Origin of the sequence: Halobacteriovorax sp. RZ-2, from assembly GCF_043196685.1 — a bacterium.
Classification (GTDB): domain Bacteria; phylum Bdellovibrionota; class Bacteriovoracia; order Bacteriovoracales; family Bacteriovoracaceae; genus Halobacteriovorax_A.
The window spans coordinates 910,134-930,838 of record NZ_JBEBMR010000002.1 but is presented as its reverse complement, the minus strand read 5'-3'; the positions used below and the strand labels follow the sequence as shown (position 1 = coordinate 930,838).

Sequence of the window (20,705 nt, the reverse complement as noted above, 5' to 3'; positions counted from 1 at the left end):
TAAGAGTAGATGACAAATAACCTAGCAATAATCGTTCCCCTATTTATTGGTTGCATTGGAATTCTTCAAGGTGCCCTCAACCGATTAATGACAAATGATATTGGCCTTACATGGATGGCCCTCCTAGGAAATTTTGTTACTCTAGTTGTTTGTATTTGTTTCTTCTTTTTCGTTAAACATAATCCAGAATTTTTTCCAGAATTCGTTCGCTTGAAAGAGTTCCAGTTTAAGTGGTGGTATGTCATTCCTGGCTTCTTTGGTTTTCTCTTTGTTGTTGGTCTTCCAATTGGAATCTATGAAGTTGGCGCTGTTAAAACAACAGTTGGGCTTATTGCAGCACAAATGGTGACAAGTGTTCTATGGGATGTGTTCGTTGAAAACATCTCTCTAACTGTGCCAAAAGGACTAGGAATCTTGATGGCAATTGGCTCAGTGCTATTAATTACACTGTTTTAACAGTTACTTATAAATAGCGTTAACACACTTTCATTTTGTAGTCTGACACAGATAAATCCTATGCTATAAAGTAAAAATGCTTTTAATGTATTTTCGTCTATTCATCGCTGGACTATTTTTAGTTATTGGAACACTAATCTGGATTCCAATCTGTATGTTTCGCCCAGCGAATCGAGGAAATACATACCTTATTGCAAACTATTACTCGTGGCTAACTCGTCTATTCTTACATATTAAAATTGATGCAAGAGTGAAGAAAGACCACAAAGACGTTAGAAATTCAGTCATTATCTCTAACCACCAATCCAACCTCGATATCTTCTTTGTTGGGCCGGCACTACCGAGACGAACAGTATCACTAGGAAAACAATCTCTCGTTTGGATTCCTATCTTTGGGCAAATGTATTATCTAGCAGGTAATATTTTAATTAATCGTACAAATCGCAAAAAGGCCTGGCGAGCAATGGCCGAAGTTGCACGAACAATTAAAGAAGATAATTGCAATGTATGGATTATGCCGGAAGGAACTCGCTCTAAAGGACGTGGACTTCTACCATTTAAGAAAGGTCCATTTGTTGTTGCCATCCAGGGACAACTCCCAATTTACCCTGTCGTTTTTTCTGAATATGAGAAATCTTTTGATCTTAGAAAGCTTAGGCCTGGAAAAGTTATCATTGAAGCTCTTGAGCCAATTTCGACGGAGGGAATGACGATGGATGATATTGGAGACCTTATGGACAAGACTCGTGAAAGAATGCTTGCCCATATTAATAAATTAGCTGAAGAATTATCTTAATCTTTCCTCTTATTAGAAGATATTTACTCTTGTCATGTAATCAACTTTTCTAGCATCTGCTCTTCTTAATGGGCCTTGTGTACCTGGTGCAGTTGTTCTTCTTCCATCATTTATAGCGGCATTACTTGTCGGACATTCCATCCCCAGGCCACAAAGATCTTTTCTATTTAAGAAAAGTGCTGCTTCAATAAAGCTGTACTGCTTACCTTTATAAATTATTTTTAAATCTTCAATCTTTCCTGTTTGATTTGGAAGGATAACGAAGTCACCTTTTTCTAGAATATCAAATAGGAATTCCTTGTACTGTGCATATTCCTTTGTGACCTTAAAAAGAACATCATTGTAATCTCTACCGTTTGTATCCTTTGAGTAAGCACTTACTGTATCACCAAAAACTCTAATTGATCTAATATCTTGATCGCCGTGATACTGGCTTCTAATTTTTAAATCACCTGAAGTTGCAAAAATTTGCTGATATGAAAAAGCATTAAGAGCAATAAATAGTGCAATTGTAACTTTAAGAATTGTTTTCATCATTCCCTCCAGATACATATATAGATGCACTTTATGTGCCAAGAATCTTACGGGATATTAAGCAGTTAGGTTGTAAATATCTTAAACAGTGTCTATTGAAGTGACGACATAGCGTCCTTTCTGGATATGAGCCTGCTCTCGGCCCCTGCCTTCGCAGACATAAAAAAAGGCTCCGTTAGGAGCCTTTTATTATTTCTACTTTACTATTCTTTCACGCCATTTTTTGATATCTGGTGCAAGGTAATCGTACTTCATCTCATCAAGAGTATATTGAGAGAATTCGTAGTCTGTCGTGTGAGTTAGACACTCAGTTGGACAAACAGTAGTACAAAGACCACAGTAACAGCATAGAGCTGTGTCGATAGTGTATTGAAGAAGATCTAACTTGATTGGCGTTCCACCACTTGTCTTAAGTGCTGGAGCATCTTTTTCTCTTCTAACAGCTGTAATGTAGATACAGTCAACTGGACAAGCAGTTGCACACTGGTAACAAGAAATACAGTTTTCAACGTCGTTAAATAGACGTGAACGAGAGTTCTTTGGAAGCTCTTCTCTTACTTCTGGATATTCAATTGTTACAGGCTTTACACCGTACACATATTTAAAAGTAATCCCTAGACCTTTAGTAACTGTTCTAATTCCAGTCCAGATATTCTTAAACCATTTTCCTAATGTTAGTTGCTCACCTGCTTGGTAAGTTGCTTGAGTGCTCATCGGTCAACCTCTCCTAGTACAATATCAATACTTCCGATCGTAGCAACGAAGTCTGCGATCATCTGACCTTTTCCAAGCTCAGGTAGCATTGAAGTGTGTGTAAAACATGAAGACTTAACTTTAACTCTATAAGGAGTTTTTCCACCATCTGAAACGATGTGGTAACCAAGCTCTCCACGTGGACACTCAGTTTTTGTATAAATCTCACCTTTTGGCAGCTTAATGATCTTTGGAACTTTCCCCATAACAGGTCCAGCTTCAATTCCATCAAGAGCTTGGCGAAGGATTTTAATTGATTCAAAGATTTCGAATACACGTACATAGTAACGATCCCAACAGTCACCAACAGTTCCCATTTCACCTTTACCAGTAACAACATCAAAATCGAATTTATCGTAGTAACCATATGGCTTCTTCTTACGAAGATCCCATTCAACACCTGAACCACGAAGAACAGCACCTGTTGCACCATACTCGTAGGCCATCTCAGGAGTAACGATACCAACATTAGCAGTTCTGTTACGGAAGATAGCATTCATACCAACTAGGTCGTGGTACTTCTTCATGCTTTCTTCCATCGTTGTACAGAATTGATCGATACGACGAAGTTGATCGTCATTAATATCATTCCAAACACCACCAATCCAAATGTAATTGTATAGTAGTCTGGCACCTGAAAGCTCTTCAAAGATTCTTAGAATTTGCTCTCTATCTTGGAAAGCGTATAAGAATGGAGTGAAGGCCCCAAGGTCGATTGCGTAAGTACCAAAGTACATTAAGTGAGATGCGATTCTTTGAAGTTCCGCAACGATGATTCTGATATACTCTGCTCTTTCAGGAACTTCAGTTCCAAGCATTTTTTCTACACCGTGAACATAACCCCATTCCATTCCCATAGCACCAAGATAGTCCATACGGTCAGTGAAAGGAATAATCCCACGATAGTCTAAGTTCTCGCTGTGCTTTTCCATACAACGGTGTAGGTAACCTAGGTATGGAGTCGCTTCAACAACGATTTCAGAATCTGTTTTAATCTCAACACGTAAAACCCCGTGAGTGGCAGGGTGCTGAGGCCCCATATTTACTGTCAGTAGATCAGTATGTAAGGCTTCTTGTTCTTGTTTTAATGTATTATCTTCCATTAAAAATATCCTTAAAATTAATTATTTAGCTTCTTCCATCTTCTTATTTAGAGCTGCCTCTAAATCAGTAGAAATCTTTCCATCCCATGAACCAGAGATTTTCTTTGGTTCAGCAGCATCAATTCTTGCCTTAGCAAAGAACTCATGATCTGTAATATTCATTTTATGTTCAGGATTTACTTCGAAACCTTGCCAAGCTTTTTGAACTTCGTAGTCTTTACGAAGTGGGAAACCTTCCCAATCTTCAGGACAAAGAATTCTTCTATGATCTGGGTGTCCAACAAATTCAACACCATTCATATCGTAAACTTCTCTCTCTAAGAAGTTAGCTGACTTCCAAACATCACAAACAGAATCAATCTTTGGAACATCATCTTTGTTTGCTTTTGGAAGTTTAACTTTGATTATTACATCATCAGAGTTTGTAATGAATGAAGCCAGCATATAGTTAACTTCGATTTCATTTTCGTAATCAACACCTGATACAACTTGAAGTACGTTGAATTGATATTCAGAGCTATCTCTTAGTGCATAACAAACGTCTTTAATTTTTGAAGCATCAACTAAGATTGGCTTATCACCTGCTTCATTTTCAATTAAAGAAGCATTTGCACCACTAACTTTATCATTAATAAAAGTTACTAATTCATTAAGCATGCTTCACCCACTTATCTTTAAGAAGTCTTTCGTTGGCAACTTTCTTTTGAAGTGTCATTAAACCTTCGATTAGGGCCTCTGGTCTTGGAGGACAACCTGGTACGTAAACGTCAACAGGTACGATCTCATCAACACCTTTTAGAACGTGGTAACCGTGTTGCCAGTAAGGCCCACCTTTGTTAGCACATGAACCCATCGAAATAACATATTTCGGCTCGGCCATTTGTTCGTAAAGAGTCTTAATTCTTGGGGCCATTTTAAGAGTTACAGTACCTGCAACAATCATTAAGTCCGCACGTCTTGGTGTCGCCATGAAAGCACCACAACCAAATCTTTCTAAGTCATACTTAGATCCACCAGTTGCCATCATTTCAATAGCACAACAAGCAAGACCAAACGTCATTGGCCATAGAGAGTTCTTTCTTCCCCAGTTAAGGAAGTCATCAAGTTTTAATAAAACAACACTATCTTGCATTGCCAGCAATCCTTTTTATAGATGTATAAAATTATGAAATTCTTAGGTTATAAATTACCAATGCTTAGCTTTGTAGTCAATTAAAGCCGAGGAAAAAAGAGAGTTTTTTGTATGGAAACGTTGGTGCATAGAGACATTATTGAGTTCAGTCGTCAATAAAATTTAGTCTAAATATGAACGACATCTAGCATTAAACTTAGATTCTGCCTGACCGACGTTCTTATTGGCGCTCGCTATTGAGCGGCCCTGGCTCTCTTTTAGATAGGTCATACGCTTAAGGTCATTTTGACAGACCTTGGTCATGATAGTCTCAAACTCCTCAATAACAGCTACTGGATATGGCTTAGACCAGGCCGATGAGATGAGGCTAGAGTCTTCGCTCGAGCTATGCTCAACCACTTCATGAGAGATACCTAATTTGTTTACTGCATGCTTAAACTGGTCATAATGTGCCCCCAATTTATAAAATTCCTTTACAGCAAGCTCTCTTGAGAACTCCTCTCCATCTAAAATATTTAGGCATTGTGGTGAGATCGCTTTAAGCCCATAAATTTCGCGCCCGATTCGACACTCAACCAAAAAGGCATCAACCTCTCCACCCTTTCCCTGAATCGTATCACTTAAGAAAGTGGAAACAGAGAAATCACTTAAATAAGGATTAAATGGCTTCTTATAGATATAGTGAGTTAACTCGTGAATAAGGTCTAAGACGGCATTCTTTGTTGAATGAGACTTATCAATATAAACCTTGGATCTTGTCTCAAAGCGCACGCTTTCAGGTGAGCTTGGATTGAACTTTCTTACGAGGGTCGTATCCGTCACAGAAGCATCACCACTATCAATAACTTCTTCGAGTCGCTTACGATCCTTAGCGGCCCTTAAACGTGCCTTATCAATTAACTGAATCCCAAGCTTTGAGGTTGAGACGATTTCAATTAATTGCTCAATGCTACCCTCTTGGGTCGAACTAAGCTTGCGCCAATTTCCACTATACTTGTCAGTGGCCGAGTGAATTACTCCACCACGTTGTCCCCAGCTGCTCGCATTTGCACTAAATGCCACTAGGTAAACAGTTAAAATTGACAGAGTAAATGTAGGTAGATGACGTCGAAAATGCATTAACTTAAAATCGACATCTGGGCCAAATTCTTGAGTAAAATTTGAGGAGAATTTCAAAAAGGCAAAAATAATTTCTATAACTTAATGCGTTTTGCACTTAAAGAACAAACGCATTAGAATGGAGCTGTTCAAAAAACATTATAAGAATCTAGAATTAAGGAGAAAAGAATGGAACATAAACTTCCAGAACTACCATGGGCAAAGGATGCTCTAGCACCTCATATCTCAGCTGAAACAATTGAGTACCACTACGGAAAGCACCACAATGCATACGTAACAAAGCTAAACGCTGCGATTCCAGGTACTGAATTCGAAAATATGACTCTTGAAGAAATCATCATGAAGTCAACTGGTGGCCTATTTAACAATGCTGCTCAAGTATGGAACCACACTTTTTACTGGAACTGTCTTGCTCCAAACGCAGGTGGTGAAGCAACTGGTGCAGTAGCTGACGCTATCAACGCAAAATGGGGATCATTTGATAAGTTCAAAGAAGAATTCTCAAACTCAGCAGCAACTAACTTTGCTTCAGGTTGGACTTGGCTAGTTAAGACTAAAAGTGGAGAGCTAGAGATCGTTAACACTGACGATGCTCAAACTCCAATGACAGATGGTCACACTGCTCTAATGACAATTGACGTATGGGAACACGCTTACTACGTTGATTACAGAAATGCTCGTCCTTCATATATCGAAGCTTTCTGGAAGCTAGTTAACTGGGATTTCGTTAACTCAAATCTTTAATAAAACGAAAGGCCTCTTATGAGGCCTTTTTTTCTTCTTCTTCGATATAACCTAAAACTTTCACTTCAAAACCAAATTGCTTCTCTCTTCTCAAGAGTTTGAAACGAGACTTATCTTTAGTAGGATGCAGATGCTTGATCTGCCCTAGCGTTTCCTGCAATAATTTTGCCGATTCAATTGAATGGCACTGGATTTTATATTGGTCCCCTTTCCTCTGCTCAACAGGTAAAAGGTAGAACTCATCTTCAAATAAATTTACATCAATCAAAAACATTCTCTTCCCCAAAGTATAAGTACTTATTATTTCGGATGTTTTCGAAAAATATTAATGATTTTTTTTATTATGTCGATAGGTACATAGAATAATGGAGATATTTATGAAAAGAATTATTGTCGCTAACTTACTTGTTCTAATCGCTTTCACAATTAAAGCTGGACGTGAATATAAGGACCAAGATGCAATTCAATATGAAAAGAATCTAAATGCTCAAATTAGTCAGGCAGTGGAGATCGCTAACTTAAGACAACAAGTTGCGTATCAGAAAGAAAAAATTAAAGGTATAAAAGATGAGTACCAAGCGGCACTCAATAATATGCAAAGCCTTGTCTCTGCAAACCAGCAGGCCAAGCAACATATCTACACTCTTAAAACAGGTAACGACAAACTAGCAAAAGCACTCGATAAGAATGGTCTCGTTACACCTGAGCTTGCCAAGTACATCACGAGAGAAAGTGGAAGACTTCCAGCAAGTAAGGATTCTAAAAAGTAAGAAAGCTATAAACGATAGAAATATCAAATTGAAAAATCGAAAAGATCTCTTTTCCTGCGTAGTAATTCATATCTGTGCGAACTCTTAATTGATTTGAAAATGGAATATTGAAACCCATACCAAAAATAACAGAACTATATGTTCGATTCACAAGGCCTGTGAGCACTTGTCCGTTATAAACAGAAGAGCTCCCCTCAACCATTGTCCAATGTCCACCAAGATTCATATCAAGCCACTCTTCAGGAGAGAGACGAAGCATAACGCCGAATTGATTTGTTTCTAGATCAATCTTAAAGCCTTCATGATCATTAGAAAGAGTTCCTGTTCTAAAGAAGCCTTCAAGAGCAAGGGCACCAAACTTCATTCCAAAATTTGCAGAAGGAAAGATCGCCGTTGCTCCATTGTAATAATCAGTTTCTGAGATAACACCACTTAATGAGGCACCACCACCTGCATATAACTCAGAGGCATTTGCCTTAGAGGTAAAGAGTAAAATTGAAAATATAATTATGGATAAAGTCTTAGAGATTGCCACTCATTACCTTTTTTAACAAATTGAAAGCGATCATTTAAGCGGAACTCTCCGTAAATGAAGAATGTTATTTCTTTAATATCGACTAAGTAACCACCCCAATTCTCTGGATACGGGACTTCTTCTTTATAGCGCTCAAGCCCTTCATTGTACTCTTGTACTAACTTCTGACGATCTTCAATTGGTGAAGACTGATTAGAAATAGAGCTAGCAACCTGACTCTCATGAGCACGAGATTGAAAATAATTCTTTGATACTTCAACATCGCATTTTGAAATTGAGCCCCTAATTCTGACCTGTCTTCCAAGGCGATGCCAATAGAAGGTCATGGCCACATTAGGATTTGCAGTAATTTCCTGGGCCTTTACTGAATTATAATTCGTAAAAAATAGTGGCCTATTATCGACAACTTCCTTTAAGAGAAGTGTTCTAGCATTTGGTTGTCCTGACTCATCGACTGTAGAAAGAATAAATGCAGGCCCATTTTCTTCCTTGGCCACTGCTTCTTTAAACCATGTCTCAAAAATCTCAACAGGAGATTCTTTATAGTCACCTAAAAATTCTTTGTAATCACTCACACCCTACTCCGTAATAATTTGAAAGTCTCTCTTTGAGTCGTGAAAGTCGCGGTTAATATCGAGGATTTCATAATAAATCTTAGGGAACTCATGCTCACCATAATTAAAATGAACAGGCTGAGTACGGTTTCCTAAAATATCCAACTTAAAAAACATTAAGTTTGGCAGATCATCAATTGGAACAAGACTTTGCACAACACGATAAAAATACTTACGAAAGTTATTCTTGTCGATGTTATCGATCACCTTTTCGAGTTTTGTATAGATATTATCGACTTCAGAATTAAGAATTCTCTGAATTCTCTTAGCAACATGGCGCGTATGGGCCCTTTGCCAGAAAAAGATCTTACTAATAAAGTGCCTTCCCTTTCCATTTTGCGAAACAACACGGTAACCACGATCCTTTTTAATCTTATTCACTTCATCAATAATACGATCTAGAGGAACATCTTTAATATATTCGAAGATCTCTTTTCTTAAGACAAGACGGTACTTAACCTCTGTCGTGATATTCGTCTTTACTGTATCAAGCTCTTGAAAATCGATCTTTGAGAAGATGAATTGGGGAACCAATGCCTTAATCTTCTTCTTTGTCGATTTCCACTCACCACGTGTAAAGTATCGATCCTTTCTAATATAATTTGTTCCAAAATCAACTGAAGTTTCAGTTACTCTATCCTTTGGAATGAAAGAAAAGTACGACTCTTCAATCTTATCTCTTCTTTTGTGAATTAGGATATTGAACTCTTCACTGTACTTGTAAACTTTATTTGGAAAGAAGTACTCTCCAACATCAGGGCCGTTTAAGATCGAGATATGGTTCTTGTAATATGTCCAATCATAATCAACGTCACTGATGAAGACTCCTAACTTAAAACCTCTGCGCTTGAATTTATATTCATTGAAACCTTGAAAGAGCAGTTTTACACCAGTTCCAAATGTAGCGATTTCATTTGCTAGACTAAAGTCAGAAATAAGTTTCTCTTCAATATACTTACGACCTGTATATTGGCCGATCATCTTATCAGTATCTAATTTGTACTTAGGCTTAATGATTCGATCAAAGGCCTCTCTTGCGTGAGGAAGGCTTAGATCAAAGATATAATCCAGAACATACTGCTCACCGATTCCTCGACCTAGGTTATATTCTAGTAACTTTAGTTGAAAGTTTTTAGAGACAAAATCTGGTGCATTTACTTTTTCGACAAGAGCAACAAAGAAATCACTCTTTACCTTGGCGCCAGTTTTGGCCTCCGTCGATGTTCTTGTCACAATCTTTAGGCGAACCTTACTTTCGTCCATACGATAAATATTAATATTGTAATTACCACTTGTAATAACATTGGCAAAAGCGCCGGCATCAATAATATCCCCGTAACCGTACGCTGCACTAATTCCAAAATTTAGAGTCATCTGAGCAGGAATACTAACGAAGTCTCCAATGGCCAATCTCTTGAGTGTACTTTCAGCATTATAAGGAAGCTTATTAATTGAATATGGTATCGCAAGAATTGCTTTCTTTTGATCATCGAAGTGGCGAATAAAAGTTACGCGGTCATTTTTAGAGAATGTTAAATTAATTGGCGTCACGGCATCAATATACGAGCCTGGGTTTACGTGACGATTGAAACTCCACTCATCAACACGAGCAAACTTCCCCTTCAAATATGAAGGAGTCATCTCATAGCCGTATTTTAATCCGACACCAACACCTTTGATCTTGTCCCAGTCTAGTAATTTTACTGTTGTCGACAAGTTAAGGTTAGCAATCTCTCTAACGATAATATCTTTAATCTTTCCATCTTTAAGAAAACCAATATCTTCTGCTCTAGTCTCAAGAGGCATATGAAGAGACATAGAGACAAGTATTGTCATTGCAATGGATTTAATAAGGGAATAATTTTTCATCGATAAATGCTAACTAGTTTTAAACAGGTCGGCAAATAGAATTTAATGCAGATTTAGCTGATTAGCGTCGATATCAACCATTAATAAATCTTTTAATTTCCTAGCAAAGAGTAGGTTCTCATTTTGCTTTTTAAGAATTGCGTATGTTGGAACGCTAATATCATGTTGAGGCCCAAGGCAGTATAACTCCTGAAAGATTGAATCATTACCAATTGCAGCAAGAACGATCTCCCCTCTCTGTGCCAAAGTCGACAAGTAATAAAGGTGCTCACTGAAGAATGCTTCCTTTAGGTAAACCTTCTGTTCTTTGAGAACTTGCTTCGCATTAACAATCATTTTCTCATCAGATGAAAGAAAGCCAATAGGTAGCTTTTTTACTAGTTTCTCAAATGGTAAATCGCGATATTTAGCAGCAACAGCTGTGTTTACGTAGAAGCGAAGCTGGTTTTGGGCAACAAGGTAATTCTCATATAATTCGTTAGAGAGCTTCTTATCGCTAATGGCGACATCGACTGTATCATTTTCAAGATAGTACATTGTTTGAGAGAAGTTTTTTGAGCGCTTTGTGATGGTATGGCCGAAGTCACTATAGGCAGAGTAATAATCCGCTAATACCGCAGCAATATTTGGAGACTCGAGATGTGACTCAATTGAGAAAGTCACATCATAACCACCGTCATCATGAGGTGTTAAATTATCAACAAGGCGCATCCCATTTGAGAAAACACCCTTAGCATGTGAATAAACCTCCTCACCTTTTTTTGTTAAAACGATCTCCCTAACCTTTCTTTCGAAAAGTTGCACACCGTAATTTTGTTCAAGCTTTTTGATCTGCTCACTTACAGTTGATGAAGCAAGGCCCATTTTTTCAGCGGCCTTCTTAACAGATTTGTGCTTTGCAGCTTCATAAAAACAATAGAGATGATTCCAATTCATGAGAACACAATAGTTCGGAAATTCCGAATTTACAAACAATTGACTTAATATAGCTAAATAAAATCGCTACTATCTTACTAGTTTTACAAAGAGGATGAAAATGACGACGCAAAACACGATGTTTACAGCAATCAAAAAACAAAATGAGAATCGTATCAATCTTAGGAATGTTGATAACTTACGATTAATCAGTGCCTCTAAGCTTGAGAAAAGTTCTTTTGATAACTCAATGCTAGATAAAATCAATATTCGCCACTCAGACTTAAATGAGAGTGACCTTAGAAAATGTAATATCAAATATGCAAAGCACAACAACTCAAATTACGAGGGTGTTGACTTCACTTGGTCAAACCTTGCAAAGAATCGTTTTAAGAGAATCAATCTGAAAGACGTGAGCTTAGAGTGTACAAACTTAGAAGATAGCACATTTGATGAGTGTGATCTTGCGGCGACAAGTTTAAGATGGGCAAACCTAAGAGGTGTTACTTTTAAAAGTTGTAACCTTAACGGATGTGACTTCTCTAATGTTGATTTAACGGGAACAATCTTTATCAACTGTAACCTTAAAGGTGCTAAATTTAATATCAATACAAAAATGCCATTCTTAAAAGAGAATGCCATTTCTAAGTTAGGAATGGATTTCGTTGGAATCCAATAAGGCCTAACTTTAGACAAACGCTCTAGCTTACAATGTTCACTCTCGAACACGTTGAGAGTATCGACACTATTTTGCTAGAGCGTCTACATCAACCAAGTATTTCTTATCATCTCTCCCCAAAATTCTTAGCCTTTCTTTACAAAACTTAATATAGTGTTAGTGAAAACTTCAAAGGAAATGAATTATATGAAACGTGTTCACTCACTTGCAGAAAGAGTCGCGAAGTATATCGTCGACCACACTAAAACTTGTCTTCTAATTTCATTTATCTTCTTTATCGCTATAAGCTCAGGTCTACCGAAAATCCATGCAAACTACTCTGTTAAGGGTTGGCTAATGGATCATGATCAACGCTTACTAGATCTTAAGGAGCACGAGGGAATTTTTGGTAGTTCAGATACCATCGACATCATGGTCTATAAAGAAGATGGCCTCTTTGATGAAAACACCATTAAAACAATTCAAGATATCACTCAAGATTTGTGGCAAATCAAACATATTGTTCGCGTTGAAAGTTTAACGAATCACAACTCAATTGAATCAGAAGATGATGATATTTTCATTACACCTTTCTTAGATGAGGAAGTTGAGTTAACACCGGAGAATTTAAAATTTAAAAAAGAGCACGCAACAAACGATCGCATGCTTGTAAACTCAATCATTTCTAAATCAGGGCGCTTTACATATATTAGGGCCTTTCTTGATACCTTTGAGGGAACACCTCCTTATGACCAGGTTGTAGTTGATACTGAAGCACTACTTGAAAAGTACAATAAAACTGAAGGAGTGAAGTTCTACCTTGGTGGGATTTCTTTTATCAACGAATCACTACAAAGAGCATCAGATCGAGACATGATGGTTGTCTTCCCAATCGTTGTTGGGGTTCTTTCTCTTATCCTCTTCTTATTCTTTAGAAATATTTTAGGGATTGTTCTACCATTCTCCCTCGTAGGTCTTGCCATTATTACGACATTTGGAATTGAAGGGCATTTAGGAATTGAGCTTTCAAGTATCATTGCAGCACTCCCAGCGATCTTAATCGCCATTGGTCTTGCTGACTCGATTCACATCTTAATCACCTATAGACACTTCTATATTTTTGATCGCATGAATGAGCACGATGCAGCTATTGCAGCTCTAAAGAAGAACTTTATTCCAACGCTACTGACAACACTAACAACTGCGATTGGATTCTTCTCTCTTACTTCTACTGATATTAAGCCAATTTATAACCTAGGGATTCTTTCGGGAATCGGAACTTGTATAGCATGGTTCTACACTTACTTCTTCCTAGGAGCACTTCTTACAAAGGTTCATTTTAAAGTTGGCGACCGTGACGATAAATTCCATGCATTCGATGGTATCTTTATGTTTGCGGAAAAGCATAAGGTAATTATTAATATTCTCACTCCAATAATCACAATTGCTTCAATTTACTTTGGGATGCAAAATTATATTAATGCTGATCCAATTGAGTACTTTGATGAGCATACTCCAGTTAAACAGGCCTTCAATATGGTTAGAAAGGAGTTTGGTGGATCGAGAATGATCGAACTTGTTTTTGACTCAGAAAAGCCTGAAGGTGTAAAAGACCCAGCATTCTTAAAGAAGTCGGAAGAGCTAGTTCAGTGGATGCTTAAAGATGAAAAGATTATTCGCGTAAGTTCAATCTTAGACATTGTGAAGCAAATGAATAAAACCCTTCATAGTGATAATGAGGAATTCTATGCAATCCCTGAGACACGCCGTGCAGTGGCAGACCAACTCTTCCTCTACACTCTTGGGCTACCGCAAGGGCTTGATCTAAAAAATCAGCTATCACTTGATAATCGTCGCTTCCGAGTCCTCGTTATGTGGGATGTAAATGACTCAACAGCGGCCATTGCTAAAACAGATAAAATCTTAAAGAAGGCCGATGAAATTGGGATTAAGATCTATGAGGCCGGGCAATCACCGATCTATAACCGAGTTAATGATCTAGTTGTAAATACTCTTCTAACTTCGATGAGTATTTCACTGCCTATTATCTTCCTCATTATCTTATTTGTTTTCAAAGACTTTAAGTTAGCAATGCTTTCTCTAATCCCAAATGTCTTCCCACTGTCTGTGGCCGCGGGAATTATGTACTTTGCAGGAGATGAGTTAAATATTGGTAACGTTATCGTCTTTGCTGTCTGCTTAGGTATTGCAGTTGATGATACGATTCACTTTATTTCAAATTATAAGTTAAAAATACTTCAAGGCATGAATGGCCACGATGCGCTTGCATCAACAATGCACCAAACTGGAAAGGCCCTAGCATTAACAACGACAATGCTAACAATTGCCTTTGGACTCTTTTACCTCGGTGACTTTGTGCCAAACCAGAAATTTGGAGTTTACTGTTCAGTGATCCTAACTCTTGCCCTTTTGGCCGACTTAGTGATCTTACCTGCTGCATTACTGAGTTTAAAGAGCTCAAAAGTTGAGACTGATACTGCTAAAGTATAGAAAATACGTAGGTCCTCATCATATGTCTTAACTTACGAGCTTAAAATTGCTATAAGCATGGACATATTTTGAGGATTAAATAAATGACTGATAACCAAGTAAATCAAATGGATTACGAAGAATCTCGTAAGAAAATTCAAGAAAAGAAAGCACGCCTTAATGTTGGAAAGAAACAAGAGGCACGCAACCTAGAAAGAAAGCCAGAGTGGTTGAGAAATAAAATCCCAACTGGTGATAACTTCAAAGAAGTCAGAAAAGAATTAAGAGAAAAGCAACTTTTTACAGTTTGCGAAGAAGCAAGTTGTCCAAATATGTCAGAGTGTTGGTCTGCAAAGACAGCAACAATGATGATCCTAGGTGGTACTTGCACCCGTGCTTGTAAATTCTGTCACGTTGATACTGGAAACCCAAAGGGAATTGTCGATTTCAATGAGATCGAAAATGCTGCCAAGATGGTTGAGACAATGTCTCTTAAGTATCTTGTTGTAACAAGTGTTGACCGTGACGACCTCCCGGACTTTGGCGCTGGCCACTTTGCCAGCGTCGTAAAAAGAATTAATAAGGACTATCCTGACACACTTGTTGAAGTTCTTATTCCAGACTTCAATGCTGCCCAAGAACATATGCACACTCTTGCAAAGAGTAATCCATTTGTTATTGCTCAAAATGTTGAAACAGTAAGAAGGCTCACTCACGATGTACGTGATCGTCGTGCAGGCTATGAAAAGACTTTAAACTGCTTAAAGTTCTACAAAGAGAATTACCCACATATTTCGACTAAGACTTCTCTCATGCTAGGGCTTGGTGAAACTCATGAAGAAATTCTAGAAACACTTAAAGACCTTAGAGAAGTTGGTTGTGACATCGTCACTTTTGGTCAATATATGCGCCCGACAATGAGACACTTAAAAGTTGATCGCTACTATAGGCCTCAAGAGTTTGATCGTTACAAAGAAATTGCTTATGAAATGGGCTTTGAGTTCGTCGCTTCAGGGCCAATGGTAAGAAGTAGTTACAAGGCAGCAGATTATCTTGATCACCTAAGGGCAAAAGGCCATGACGTTTAACGATTTAATTAATGAACTTGGTATCAAGAACTACACTCTTGAGTCCAAGAACCAAACTCATATATTTCACAAAGATAATTGGGACTACCTTGAAGCACTAGCTTTTCAAGAAAAGGCCAATGAATATATCTATGATAATCCAGAACAGATGGTTTATATCATCACTTCTCACCCAGAAGTCTTCACAATGGGAAGAGGTCTACAAAGAAACCAAATTGAAGAACATGGATTAGTAGATTTTGACCAGGCCCTTGTGGGCAAGATTGATGTTCCAGTTGTGGAAATCAAGCGCGGTGGCGGTCTAACTTTCCACCACCCAGGACAGGTCATTGTTTATCCAATCGTAAATATTGCACAACAAAAACTAAGAACGATTGAGCTAATCAATAATCTTTTTAAAAGTACAGTTAATGCTATTGGTTTAAGTGATAGTACAATTAGTGATCTCGATTTCGACCGTCCATTATTAGGATTATGGCATGGAGAAAAGAAAGTTGCATCAATGGGTGTTCAGCTTAAGAAATTCGTCTCAATGCATGGAATGGCGCTAAATGTATATCCATCAGAGAGAATGAATAAGGCACTAATGATGACTTTTCCATGTGGCCTACCTGGAGATATCTACAATACTCTTGTGAATATATCTTCAGATGACCTTAATACAAATCATGAAGAATATCGCATGAGATTTATTAATCAATTAGTTCAAGAAATTTATAAGAATTAAAAAAGGGCCTCAACTAAGGCCCTTTTTATATCTGTCTTACTGACTACGGTACGACTTAATCTTCTCTTTAAACTTCTTTCTCTCGGCCTTCATTTCTTCATGAAACTCTTTCTTCATGCCTTTTATTTCCCCACGCTGATCTTGATGGCGAAGCTTTTTCATATTTTTTCTAAACTCTTTACTCTTTTCTCTAATTTGTTTTCTAATTTGTTTATTCTCTTCTTTTTTACCAAATTGTAACTTCTTCTTAAGAGCATAAATTTCATCTAAATGCTTAAGCATCTGAGCTTCATTATCTTTTAAAAACTTCTCTCTTTGTGAAAACATTTTCTTTTCAAATGCAACCTTCTTCTTATGTTGATTGTCTTGAAATTTTGCAAACTCATTTTCTAGCTTCTTAAGATCTCCTTTAGAGAGCTTAGAAAAATCTCCATCCATTTCAGTCATCTTTTCATAACGAGCACCACGGTCTTTTTTATGCTTCCTCTCTCCCCTTCCACCACGATCAGCAAGTGAAGAAAAAGCTAATAAAAAAGTTAAAATCATAATCGAAAGAGTTTTCATCATTTTCTCCTATTTATCCAGTTAACTGTTATACTATTCTTATAAAAAAAGGTTTCACAGGCCAGTAACTAGTGAATATTATAGCACTTTATTAAGGGGGCGAAACCTTTGATAGCAATATTCGTATAATAGGTATGCGTATAATGAAGAACTTTATCTGGTCAAATTCGCAATCAAAACTAGGCTCATCAGACCTGATGGAAGTTGTTGCAAAAAATGATGATCACCAGGCGTTCGAGGCCCTTTATCAAAGACTAAGTTCAAAGCTTTACCAATTCGTTTATTACATTCTCTTAGACGAACAAAAGGCACAAGAGATTGTTCACGATGCTTTTTTAACTTTATATGACAAAAGGAAAATGTATCGAAAGGAATATCAAGTATCGACTTGGCTTTGGACAATTGCGCGAAATAAAAGTTATGACTACCTCAAAAAGATGAAAGAACAAAACATTCCAGATGAAAGTGTGATCGTAAATATCGAAGATGATCAATTATCGGCCCTGGAAAAACTCATTGAAGAAGCTAACTCAGAGGTCATTATTGAGGCCATTTCAAAACTTCCTTCAATGCAGAGACAGGCCATCACCCTTTGGATGGATGATTGCTCAGGGGATGAAATCGCAGAAATCCTAGGTAAGTCGAGACAAGCAATAAAGAACTTAATTAATCGCGCTAAGTTAAAATTAAAAGAAACACTTGAAAACAGAATGGAGTCTTTATGAAAGATTCAATTAATGAGATGAATATTAAAACAAAATTAAAATCAAAGGCGACTCTCAATCCACCAAAAGAGATGAAGGCCGCTTTTAAAACAAAGTTTGAAGATCATCTAAAACTTAAACAGAAGAAGAAAAAGCAATGGCTGAGTATTGCGCTTGCGAGTGCAACTTTCTGTCTTGCTCTCGTTCTTTTCCTTAATGTCAGTCAACCTTCGAACACAACAAGCAATGTGAAGGATTACTTAGCTTATATCGAAAGTAACTTTTCAAATGATGACCATGTCCTAGAAAGCCTTGATGAAGTTAACACCCTCTCATATAATGACATTGATACAGAATACAGTGATTATTAAAGAACGAAGGAAAGTTTGTGACAAGTGAAAGCAACGGCCATTTAAATGTATTAGGAACTCCCCTACAGATGTGTGGGTGTACACCAATGACAGGTTTTTGGCGCGATGGTTTTTGCCGCACAGATATCAACGACAGAGGAATGCATACGGTTTGCTGTATCGTTACTGAAGAGTTTCTTGAGTTCTCTAGGGCCGATGGCAATGACCTATCAACTCCAATGCCACAATTCCAATTTGCCGGTTTAAAACCAGGTGATCGCTGGTGCCTCTGTGCAGGGCGATGGCTTACGGCGTACAAGGCCGGAAAGGCTTGTCCAATTATCTTAGAAGCGTGCCACGAAGAAACACTGGCCGTCGTTCCTATGCAATTTCTAACAGAGATGGCCTATAACAAAGCTTAAGCTTTACTGGCCCACAGATAACGAATACAATATATCGAATGCGGCCGTAGTTCAGTTGGATAGAACGTCAGACTTCGGATCTGAATGTCGGGGGTTCGAGTCCTCCCGGCCGCGCCACTATAGTCCTTTTTTTAAATCACAAAATTTATAAATTAAGCAGATCATCTAATTGAATGAGGAGGACGAGAAGCGAGGGAGCGCGCGATAGCGAAGAGCGAGCTGGATGCGAGCGGAAGCGATCGAGCCGGGCCACATCGTGCGGCAAAAGTGCCCCAAAGGGCAGTTTTGAAGCACAGATGAATGTGACTCAAGGAAGCTAAAACGAGCGTAGCGAGTTTGCGGCTTTCGGTTACGGGTCCCGGTACGCGTACCTAATTAAAATCTTTTCCCAAAATTGCACTCAACATAAGTTGAGTCTTCTGGACTATGACTCTCATTACTCCAAGCGTGGTGAACACTCTTAGCAACACCACAACCAAAGAACATTGTCTTATCTGAGTTATACTTTATTAGTGAGAACATATTTTCTTTTTCTAAAAGGCCATCGTCATTTCCTAAGTCAGCGACTTCCTCTCTTTGATATTCCAAGTAAAGGCTTCGCGATTTATCAAGAGCAACACGAACTCTTGCACCATATGGAATATGCAAAGACTTATCCTGAGCATTTAAGTATCGAATGGCGCGAACTCCTGCATATGCTTCAACTTCAAAAAGTTCATCTTCACTTTGGTAGCCCACGGCCCCAGTGATATCACTTGGAAGAATTGGAACACTTAATCTTACGTTGTAATAAAGTCCAGACTCGTCATATCTCTCTTCAACATCTTGAATAGCTTGTGCCTCTAGGTTGAGATCAAGCTCGTTTGCAAATGAAGAAAATGAGCAAATAAGTGCAGTGGCCAACATAAGTTTTTTCATCTTTAGTCTCCTAAAAGGGGTCGTGTTTTTTGTTGTTTGAATAAGGACAAGTTATCACTTAATAAATCCACTCTTTGCTAAATTGAAAATGTTTCCATGAGGCCCAAAGTTTAGACACTTAACTACAATAAGAATTCAGCTACTTAAGTCGCTAAATCATAAAATATTCTGACAATAGACCCCTCGCGTCTTCAAATACAGAACCCTAACGTGTACCTTCATCCAATGAAGAAACTAATCACAATAACGCTTATGGCAATTAATATTTTTGCCTCATCAACTACTCCAACAACAGAATTCAATGACTGGCTAAATGAGCTAAAAATTGAGCTTAATCAAGAGCATGGCTTCTCGTATGCCCTACTTGATGATGCCTTTGAAGGTGTCACATTCAATGAAGATGTTATTAAGTATGACCGCAGACAACCTGAGTTTGTCATGAGTGTCGGAAGGTACTTAGACATTGTGATTAGTGAGGCAAGAATTGAAAAAGGCCAAAGGTATCAGGCCGAACTAGAAAATATCTTCCTTGATATTTGGGATGACTATAAATTTCAAGACCGCTTCCTTTTATCATTCTGGGCCCTTGAAACAAATTTTTCATCGATTACAGGAAAGCTTGATATTATTCGCTCTCTTGTAACTCTCTCATATGATGGGCGTCGATCGGCCTTCTTTAAGAGAGAACTCATCAATGCACTTACGATGTTACAAAGAGGTATTTACTCATATCCAAGTGAGCGCATGCAAGGTTCATGGGCCGGTGCAATGGGCTCAACTCAATTTATGCCTTCAACAATGCTGGCCTATGCAATCGACTACGATAAAGATGGTCATATTAATATGTGGGAAAACCGTCGTGACTTCCTAGGCTCTTCGGCCAACTTCTTATCATCAGTTGGTTGGAATGGAGATGAGAGCTGGGGACATGAAATTGAACTTCCAAGTGACTTTGACTATTTCCATAGTGGCCTAAAATATAAAGAAGACCTACAGTACTGGGTTGATCGCGGAATCACTTTAAAAGGTGGTACTCAACTTCCATACACAAGTGGAAAGACTGCAATTTATCTTCCACAGGGAGCTAACGGGCCTGCCTTTATTGTTTATCCAAATTTCTTTACGATCTTTAAATGGAATAATTCTGAGAAATATGCACTTGGAATAGGTGTTCTTTCTGACTTAATTGCCAAGCGTGGTGATTACTTTGATAAGTTTAACTTGAATGAAAAGTCTTTCATGTCATTTGAAATGGCAAAGAAGATTCAAGCAAAACTAAATGAGTTAGGCTTTGAAGCTGGCCCAGTTGATGGGATTCCAGGAAAGCAAACAACTGCAGCAATTCAACGATTCCAAGTATCTCAAGGAATCACACCAGATGGTTACTTAACTAAAGATCTGGCCGATCAAATTCTTTTAAAATAAATAAAATCTTAAGTTTAAA

Annotated in this window: 25 protein-coding genes and 1 tRNA gene; 13 read left to right on the top strand and 13 right to left on the bottom strand. The window is 37.9% G+C overall.

The features are described 5' to 3' along the window. Positions 1-9: 9 nt before the first annotated feature. Together ABMA78_RS10570 and ABMA78_RS10565 are read left to right on the top strand one after the other, a co-directional pair. Entirely contained in the window at positions 10-456 is a 447-nt protein-coding gene (locus ABMA78_RS10570; protein ID WP_392859913.1) for a DMT family transporter, read from the top strand. Between the two features lie 76 nt (positions 457-532). Then, positions 533-1,252 (top strand): lysophospholipid acyltransferase family protein, encoded by a 720-nt coding sequence (locus ABMA78_RS10565; protein WP_392859911.1) that lies wholly within the window; start codon positions 533-535, stop codon positions 1,250-1,252. A gap of 12 nt (positions 1,253-1,264) precedes the next feature. Here the strand turns inward: ABMA78_RS10565 and ABMA78_RS10560 are convergent, their stop codons facing one another. The 6 genes from ABMA78_RS10560 to ABMA78_RS10535 form a co-directional block, all read right to left on the bottom strand. Next, positions 1,265-1,786 carry a hypothetical protein gene (locus tag ABMA78_RS10560; protein ID WP_392859909.1) on the bottom strand — a complete coding sequence of 174 codons (522 nt, stop codon included), beginning with the start codon at positions 1,784-1,786 and terminating at the stop codon, positions 1,265-1,267. A 195-nt stretch (positions 1,787-1,981) separates the two neighbouring features. Continuing rightward, a complete protein-coding gene (locus ABMA78_RS10555) occupies positions 1,982-2,500 on the bottom strand; it encodes a 4Fe-4S binding protein (protein ID WP_392859908.1) in 519 nt (172 codons plus the stop codon). Then, complete coding sequence (locus tag ABMA78_RS10550; RefSeq protein ID WP_103218030.1) at positions 2,497-3,642, bottom strand: NADH-quinone oxidoreductase subunit D; 1,146 nt, start codon at positions 3,640-3,642, stop codon at positions 2,497-2,499. Before ABMA78_RS10550 ends, ABMA78_RS10555 begins: the two co-directional genes overlap by 4 nt. Before the next feature lie 21 nt (positions 3,643-3,663). Continuing rightward, a complete protein-coding gene (locus ABMA78_RS10545) occupies positions 3,664-4,299 on the bottom strand; it encodes an NADH-quinone oxidoreductase subunit C (protein ID WP_392859906.1) in 636 nt (211 codons plus the stop codon). Beyond that, positions 4,292-4,774 (bottom strand): NADH-quinone oxidoreductase subunit B, encoded by a 483-nt coding sequence (locus ABMA78_RS10540; RefSeq protein ID WP_103218032.1) that lies wholly within the window; start codon positions 4,772-4,774, stop codon positions 4,292-4,294. Before ABMA78_RS10540 ends, ABMA78_RS10545 begins: the two co-directional genes overlap by 8 nt. 162 nt (positions 4,775-4,936) lie before the next feature. Further along, positions 4,937-5,893, bottom strand: a complete 957-nt coding sequence (locus ABMA78_RS10535; RefSeq protein WP_392859904.1) for a hypothetical protein — start codon at positions 5,891-5,893, stop codon at positions 4,937-4,939. 168 nt (positions 5,894-6,061) lie between these two features. Here ABMA78_RS10535 and ABMA78_RS10530 point away from each other — a divergent pair, with 168 nt between their 5' ends. Continuing rightward, positions 6,062-6,637 (top strand): superoxide dismutase, encoded by a 576-nt coding sequence (locus tag ABMA78_RS10530; RefSeq protein WP_392859902.1) that lies wholly within the window; start codon positions 6,062-6,064, stop codon positions 6,635-6,637. Positions 6,638-6,653: 16 nt separating this feature from the next. On the opposite strand, the gene ABMA78_RS10525 is transcribed toward ABMA78_RS10530, so the two are convergent. Next, entirely contained in the window at positions 6,654-6,911 is a 258-nt protein-coding gene (locus ABMA78_RS10525; RefSeq protein ID WP_392859900.1) for a hypothetical protein, read from the bottom strand. A 103-nt stretch (positions 6,912-7,014) separates the two neighbouring features. Between ABMA78_RS10525 and ABMA78_RS10520 the strand changes: the two genes are divergently transcribed. Next, positions 7,015-7,407 (top strand): hypothetical protein, encoded by a 393-nt coding sequence (locus ABMA78_RS10520; protein WP_392859899.1) that lies wholly within the window; start codon positions 7,015-7,017, stop codon positions 7,405-7,407. Here the strand turns inward: ABMA78_RS10520 and ABMA78_RS10515 are convergent. Genes ABMA78_RS10515 through ABMA78_RS10500 form a run of 4 tightly spaced genes read right to left on the bottom strand, consistent with a single transcriptional unit; the run spans position 7,397 to position 11,361 of the window. Further along, positions 7,397-7,942 (bottom strand): hypothetical protein, encoded by a 546-nt coding sequence (locus ABMA78_RS10515; protein WP_392859898.1) that lies wholly within the window; start codon positions 7,940-7,942, stop codon positions 7,397-7,399. The genes ABMA78_RS10520 and ABMA78_RS10515 overlap by 11 nt on opposite strands. Then, positions 7,915-8,517, bottom strand: coding sequence for a pyridoxamine 5'-phosphate oxidase (gene pdxH / locus ABMA78_RS10510; RefSeq protein WP_392859897.1), 603 nt, complete (start codon positions 8,515-8,517; stop codon positions 7,915-7,917). The genes ABMA78_RS10515 and pdxH overlap by 28 nt, the downstream gene beginning before the upstream one ends. 3 nt (positions 8,518-8,520) lie before the next feature. Beyond that, the gene (locus tag ABMA78_RS10505; RefSeq protein WP_392859895.1) at positions 8,521-10,425 is read right to left on the bottom strand and encodes a hypothetical protein; all 1,905 of its coding nucleotides are present in this window, start codon (positions 10,423-10,425) and stop codon (positions 8,521-8,523) included. 42 nt (positions 10,426-10,467) lie between these two features. Beyond that, complete coding sequence (locus ABMA78_RS10500; protein ID WP_392859894.1) at positions 10,468-11,361, bottom strand: LysR family transcriptional regulator; 894 nt, start codon at positions 11,359-11,361, stop codon at positions 10,468-10,470. A 100-nt stretch (positions 11,362-11,461) separates the two neighbouring features. Here ABMA78_RS10500 and ABMA78_RS10495 point away from each other — a divergent pair, with 100 nt between their 5' ends. From ABMA78_RS10495 to ABMA78_RS10480, 4 genes are all read left to right on the top strand, one after another. Continuing rightward, positions 11,462-12,019, top strand: coding sequence for a pentapeptide repeat-containing protein (locus tag ABMA78_RS10495; RefSeq protein WP_392859892.1), 558 nt, complete (start codon positions 11,462-11,464; stop codon positions 12,017-12,019). Between the two features lie 186 nt (positions 12,020-12,205). Beyond that, a complete protein-coding gene (locus ABMA78_RS10490; protein ID WP_392859891.1) occupies positions 12,206-14,509 on the top strand; it encodes an RND family transporter in 2,304 nt (767 codons plus the stop codon). A gap of 83 nt (positions 14,510-14,592) precedes the next feature. Beyond that, positions 14,593-15,576 carry a lipoyl synthase gene (lipA, locus tag ABMA78_RS10485; protein WP_392859889.1) on the top strand — a complete coding sequence of 328 codons (984 nt, stop codon included), beginning with the start codon at positions 14,593-14,595 and terminating at the stop codon, positions 15,574-15,576. Next, positions 15,566-16,303 carry a hypothetical protein gene (locus tag ABMA78_RS10480; RefSeq protein WP_392859887.1) on the top strand — a complete coding sequence of 246 codons (738 nt, stop codon included), beginning with the start codon at positions 15,566-15,568 and terminating at the stop codon, positions 16,301-16,303. Before lipA ends, ABMA78_RS10480 begins: the two co-directional genes overlap by 11 nt. Before the next feature lie 36 nt (positions 16,304-16,339). Here ABMA78_RS10480 and ABMA78_RS10475 read toward each other — a convergent pair whose 3' ends face one another. Further along, positions 16,340-16,867 carry a hypothetical protein gene (locus ABMA78_RS10475; protein ID WP_392859886.1) on the bottom strand — a complete coding sequence of 176 codons (528 nt, stop codon included), beginning with the start codon at positions 16,865-16,867 and terminating at the stop codon, positions 16,340-16,342. Positions 16,868-17,010: 143 nt separating this feature from the next. Between ABMA78_RS10475 and ABMA78_RS10470 the strand changes: the two genes are divergently transcribed. From ABMA78_RS10470 to ABMA78_RS10455, 4 genes are all read left to right on the top strand, one after another. Further along, entirely contained in the window at positions 17,011-17,592 is a 582-nt protein-coding gene (locus tag ABMA78_RS10470) for an RNA polymerase sigma factor (RefSeq protein WP_392859884.1), read from the top strand. Further along, entirely contained in the window at positions 17,589-17,942 is a 354-nt protein-coding gene (locus tag ABMA78_RS10465; protein WP_392859882.1) for a hypothetical protein, read from the top strand. The genes ABMA78_RS10470 and ABMA78_RS10465 overlap by 4 nt, the downstream gene beginning before the upstream one ends. Before the next feature lie 17 nt (positions 17,943-17,959). After that, complete coding sequence (locus ABMA78_RS10460; RefSeq protein WP_392859881.1) at positions 17,960-18,343, top strand: DUF2237 family protein; 384 nt, start codon at positions 17,960-17,962, stop codon at positions 18,341-18,343. Positions 18,344-18,383: 40 nt separating this feature from the next. Then, positions 18,384-18,460 (top strand) — tRNA-Arg (locus tag ABMA78_RS10455). 258 nt (positions 18,461-18,718) lie between these two features. Here ABMA78_RS10455 and ABMA78_RS10450 read toward each other — a convergent pair. Next, complete coding sequence (locus ABMA78_RS10450) at positions 18,719-19,261, bottom strand: hypothetical protein (protein ID WP_392859880.1); 543 nt, start codon at positions 19,259-19,261, stop codon at positions 18,719-18,721. 225 nt (positions 19,262-19,486) lie between these two features. On the opposite strand from ABMA78_RS10450, the gene ABMA78_RS10445 reads away from it, so the two are divergent. After that, positions 19,487-20,686 carry a lytic murein transglycosylase gene (locus ABMA78_RS10445; RefSeq protein ID WP_392859878.1) on the top strand — a complete coding sequence of 400 codons (1,200 nt, stop codon included), beginning with the start codon at positions 19,487-19,489 and terminating at the stop codon, positions 20,684-20,686. Positions 20,687-20,705: the final 19 nt, after the last annotated feature.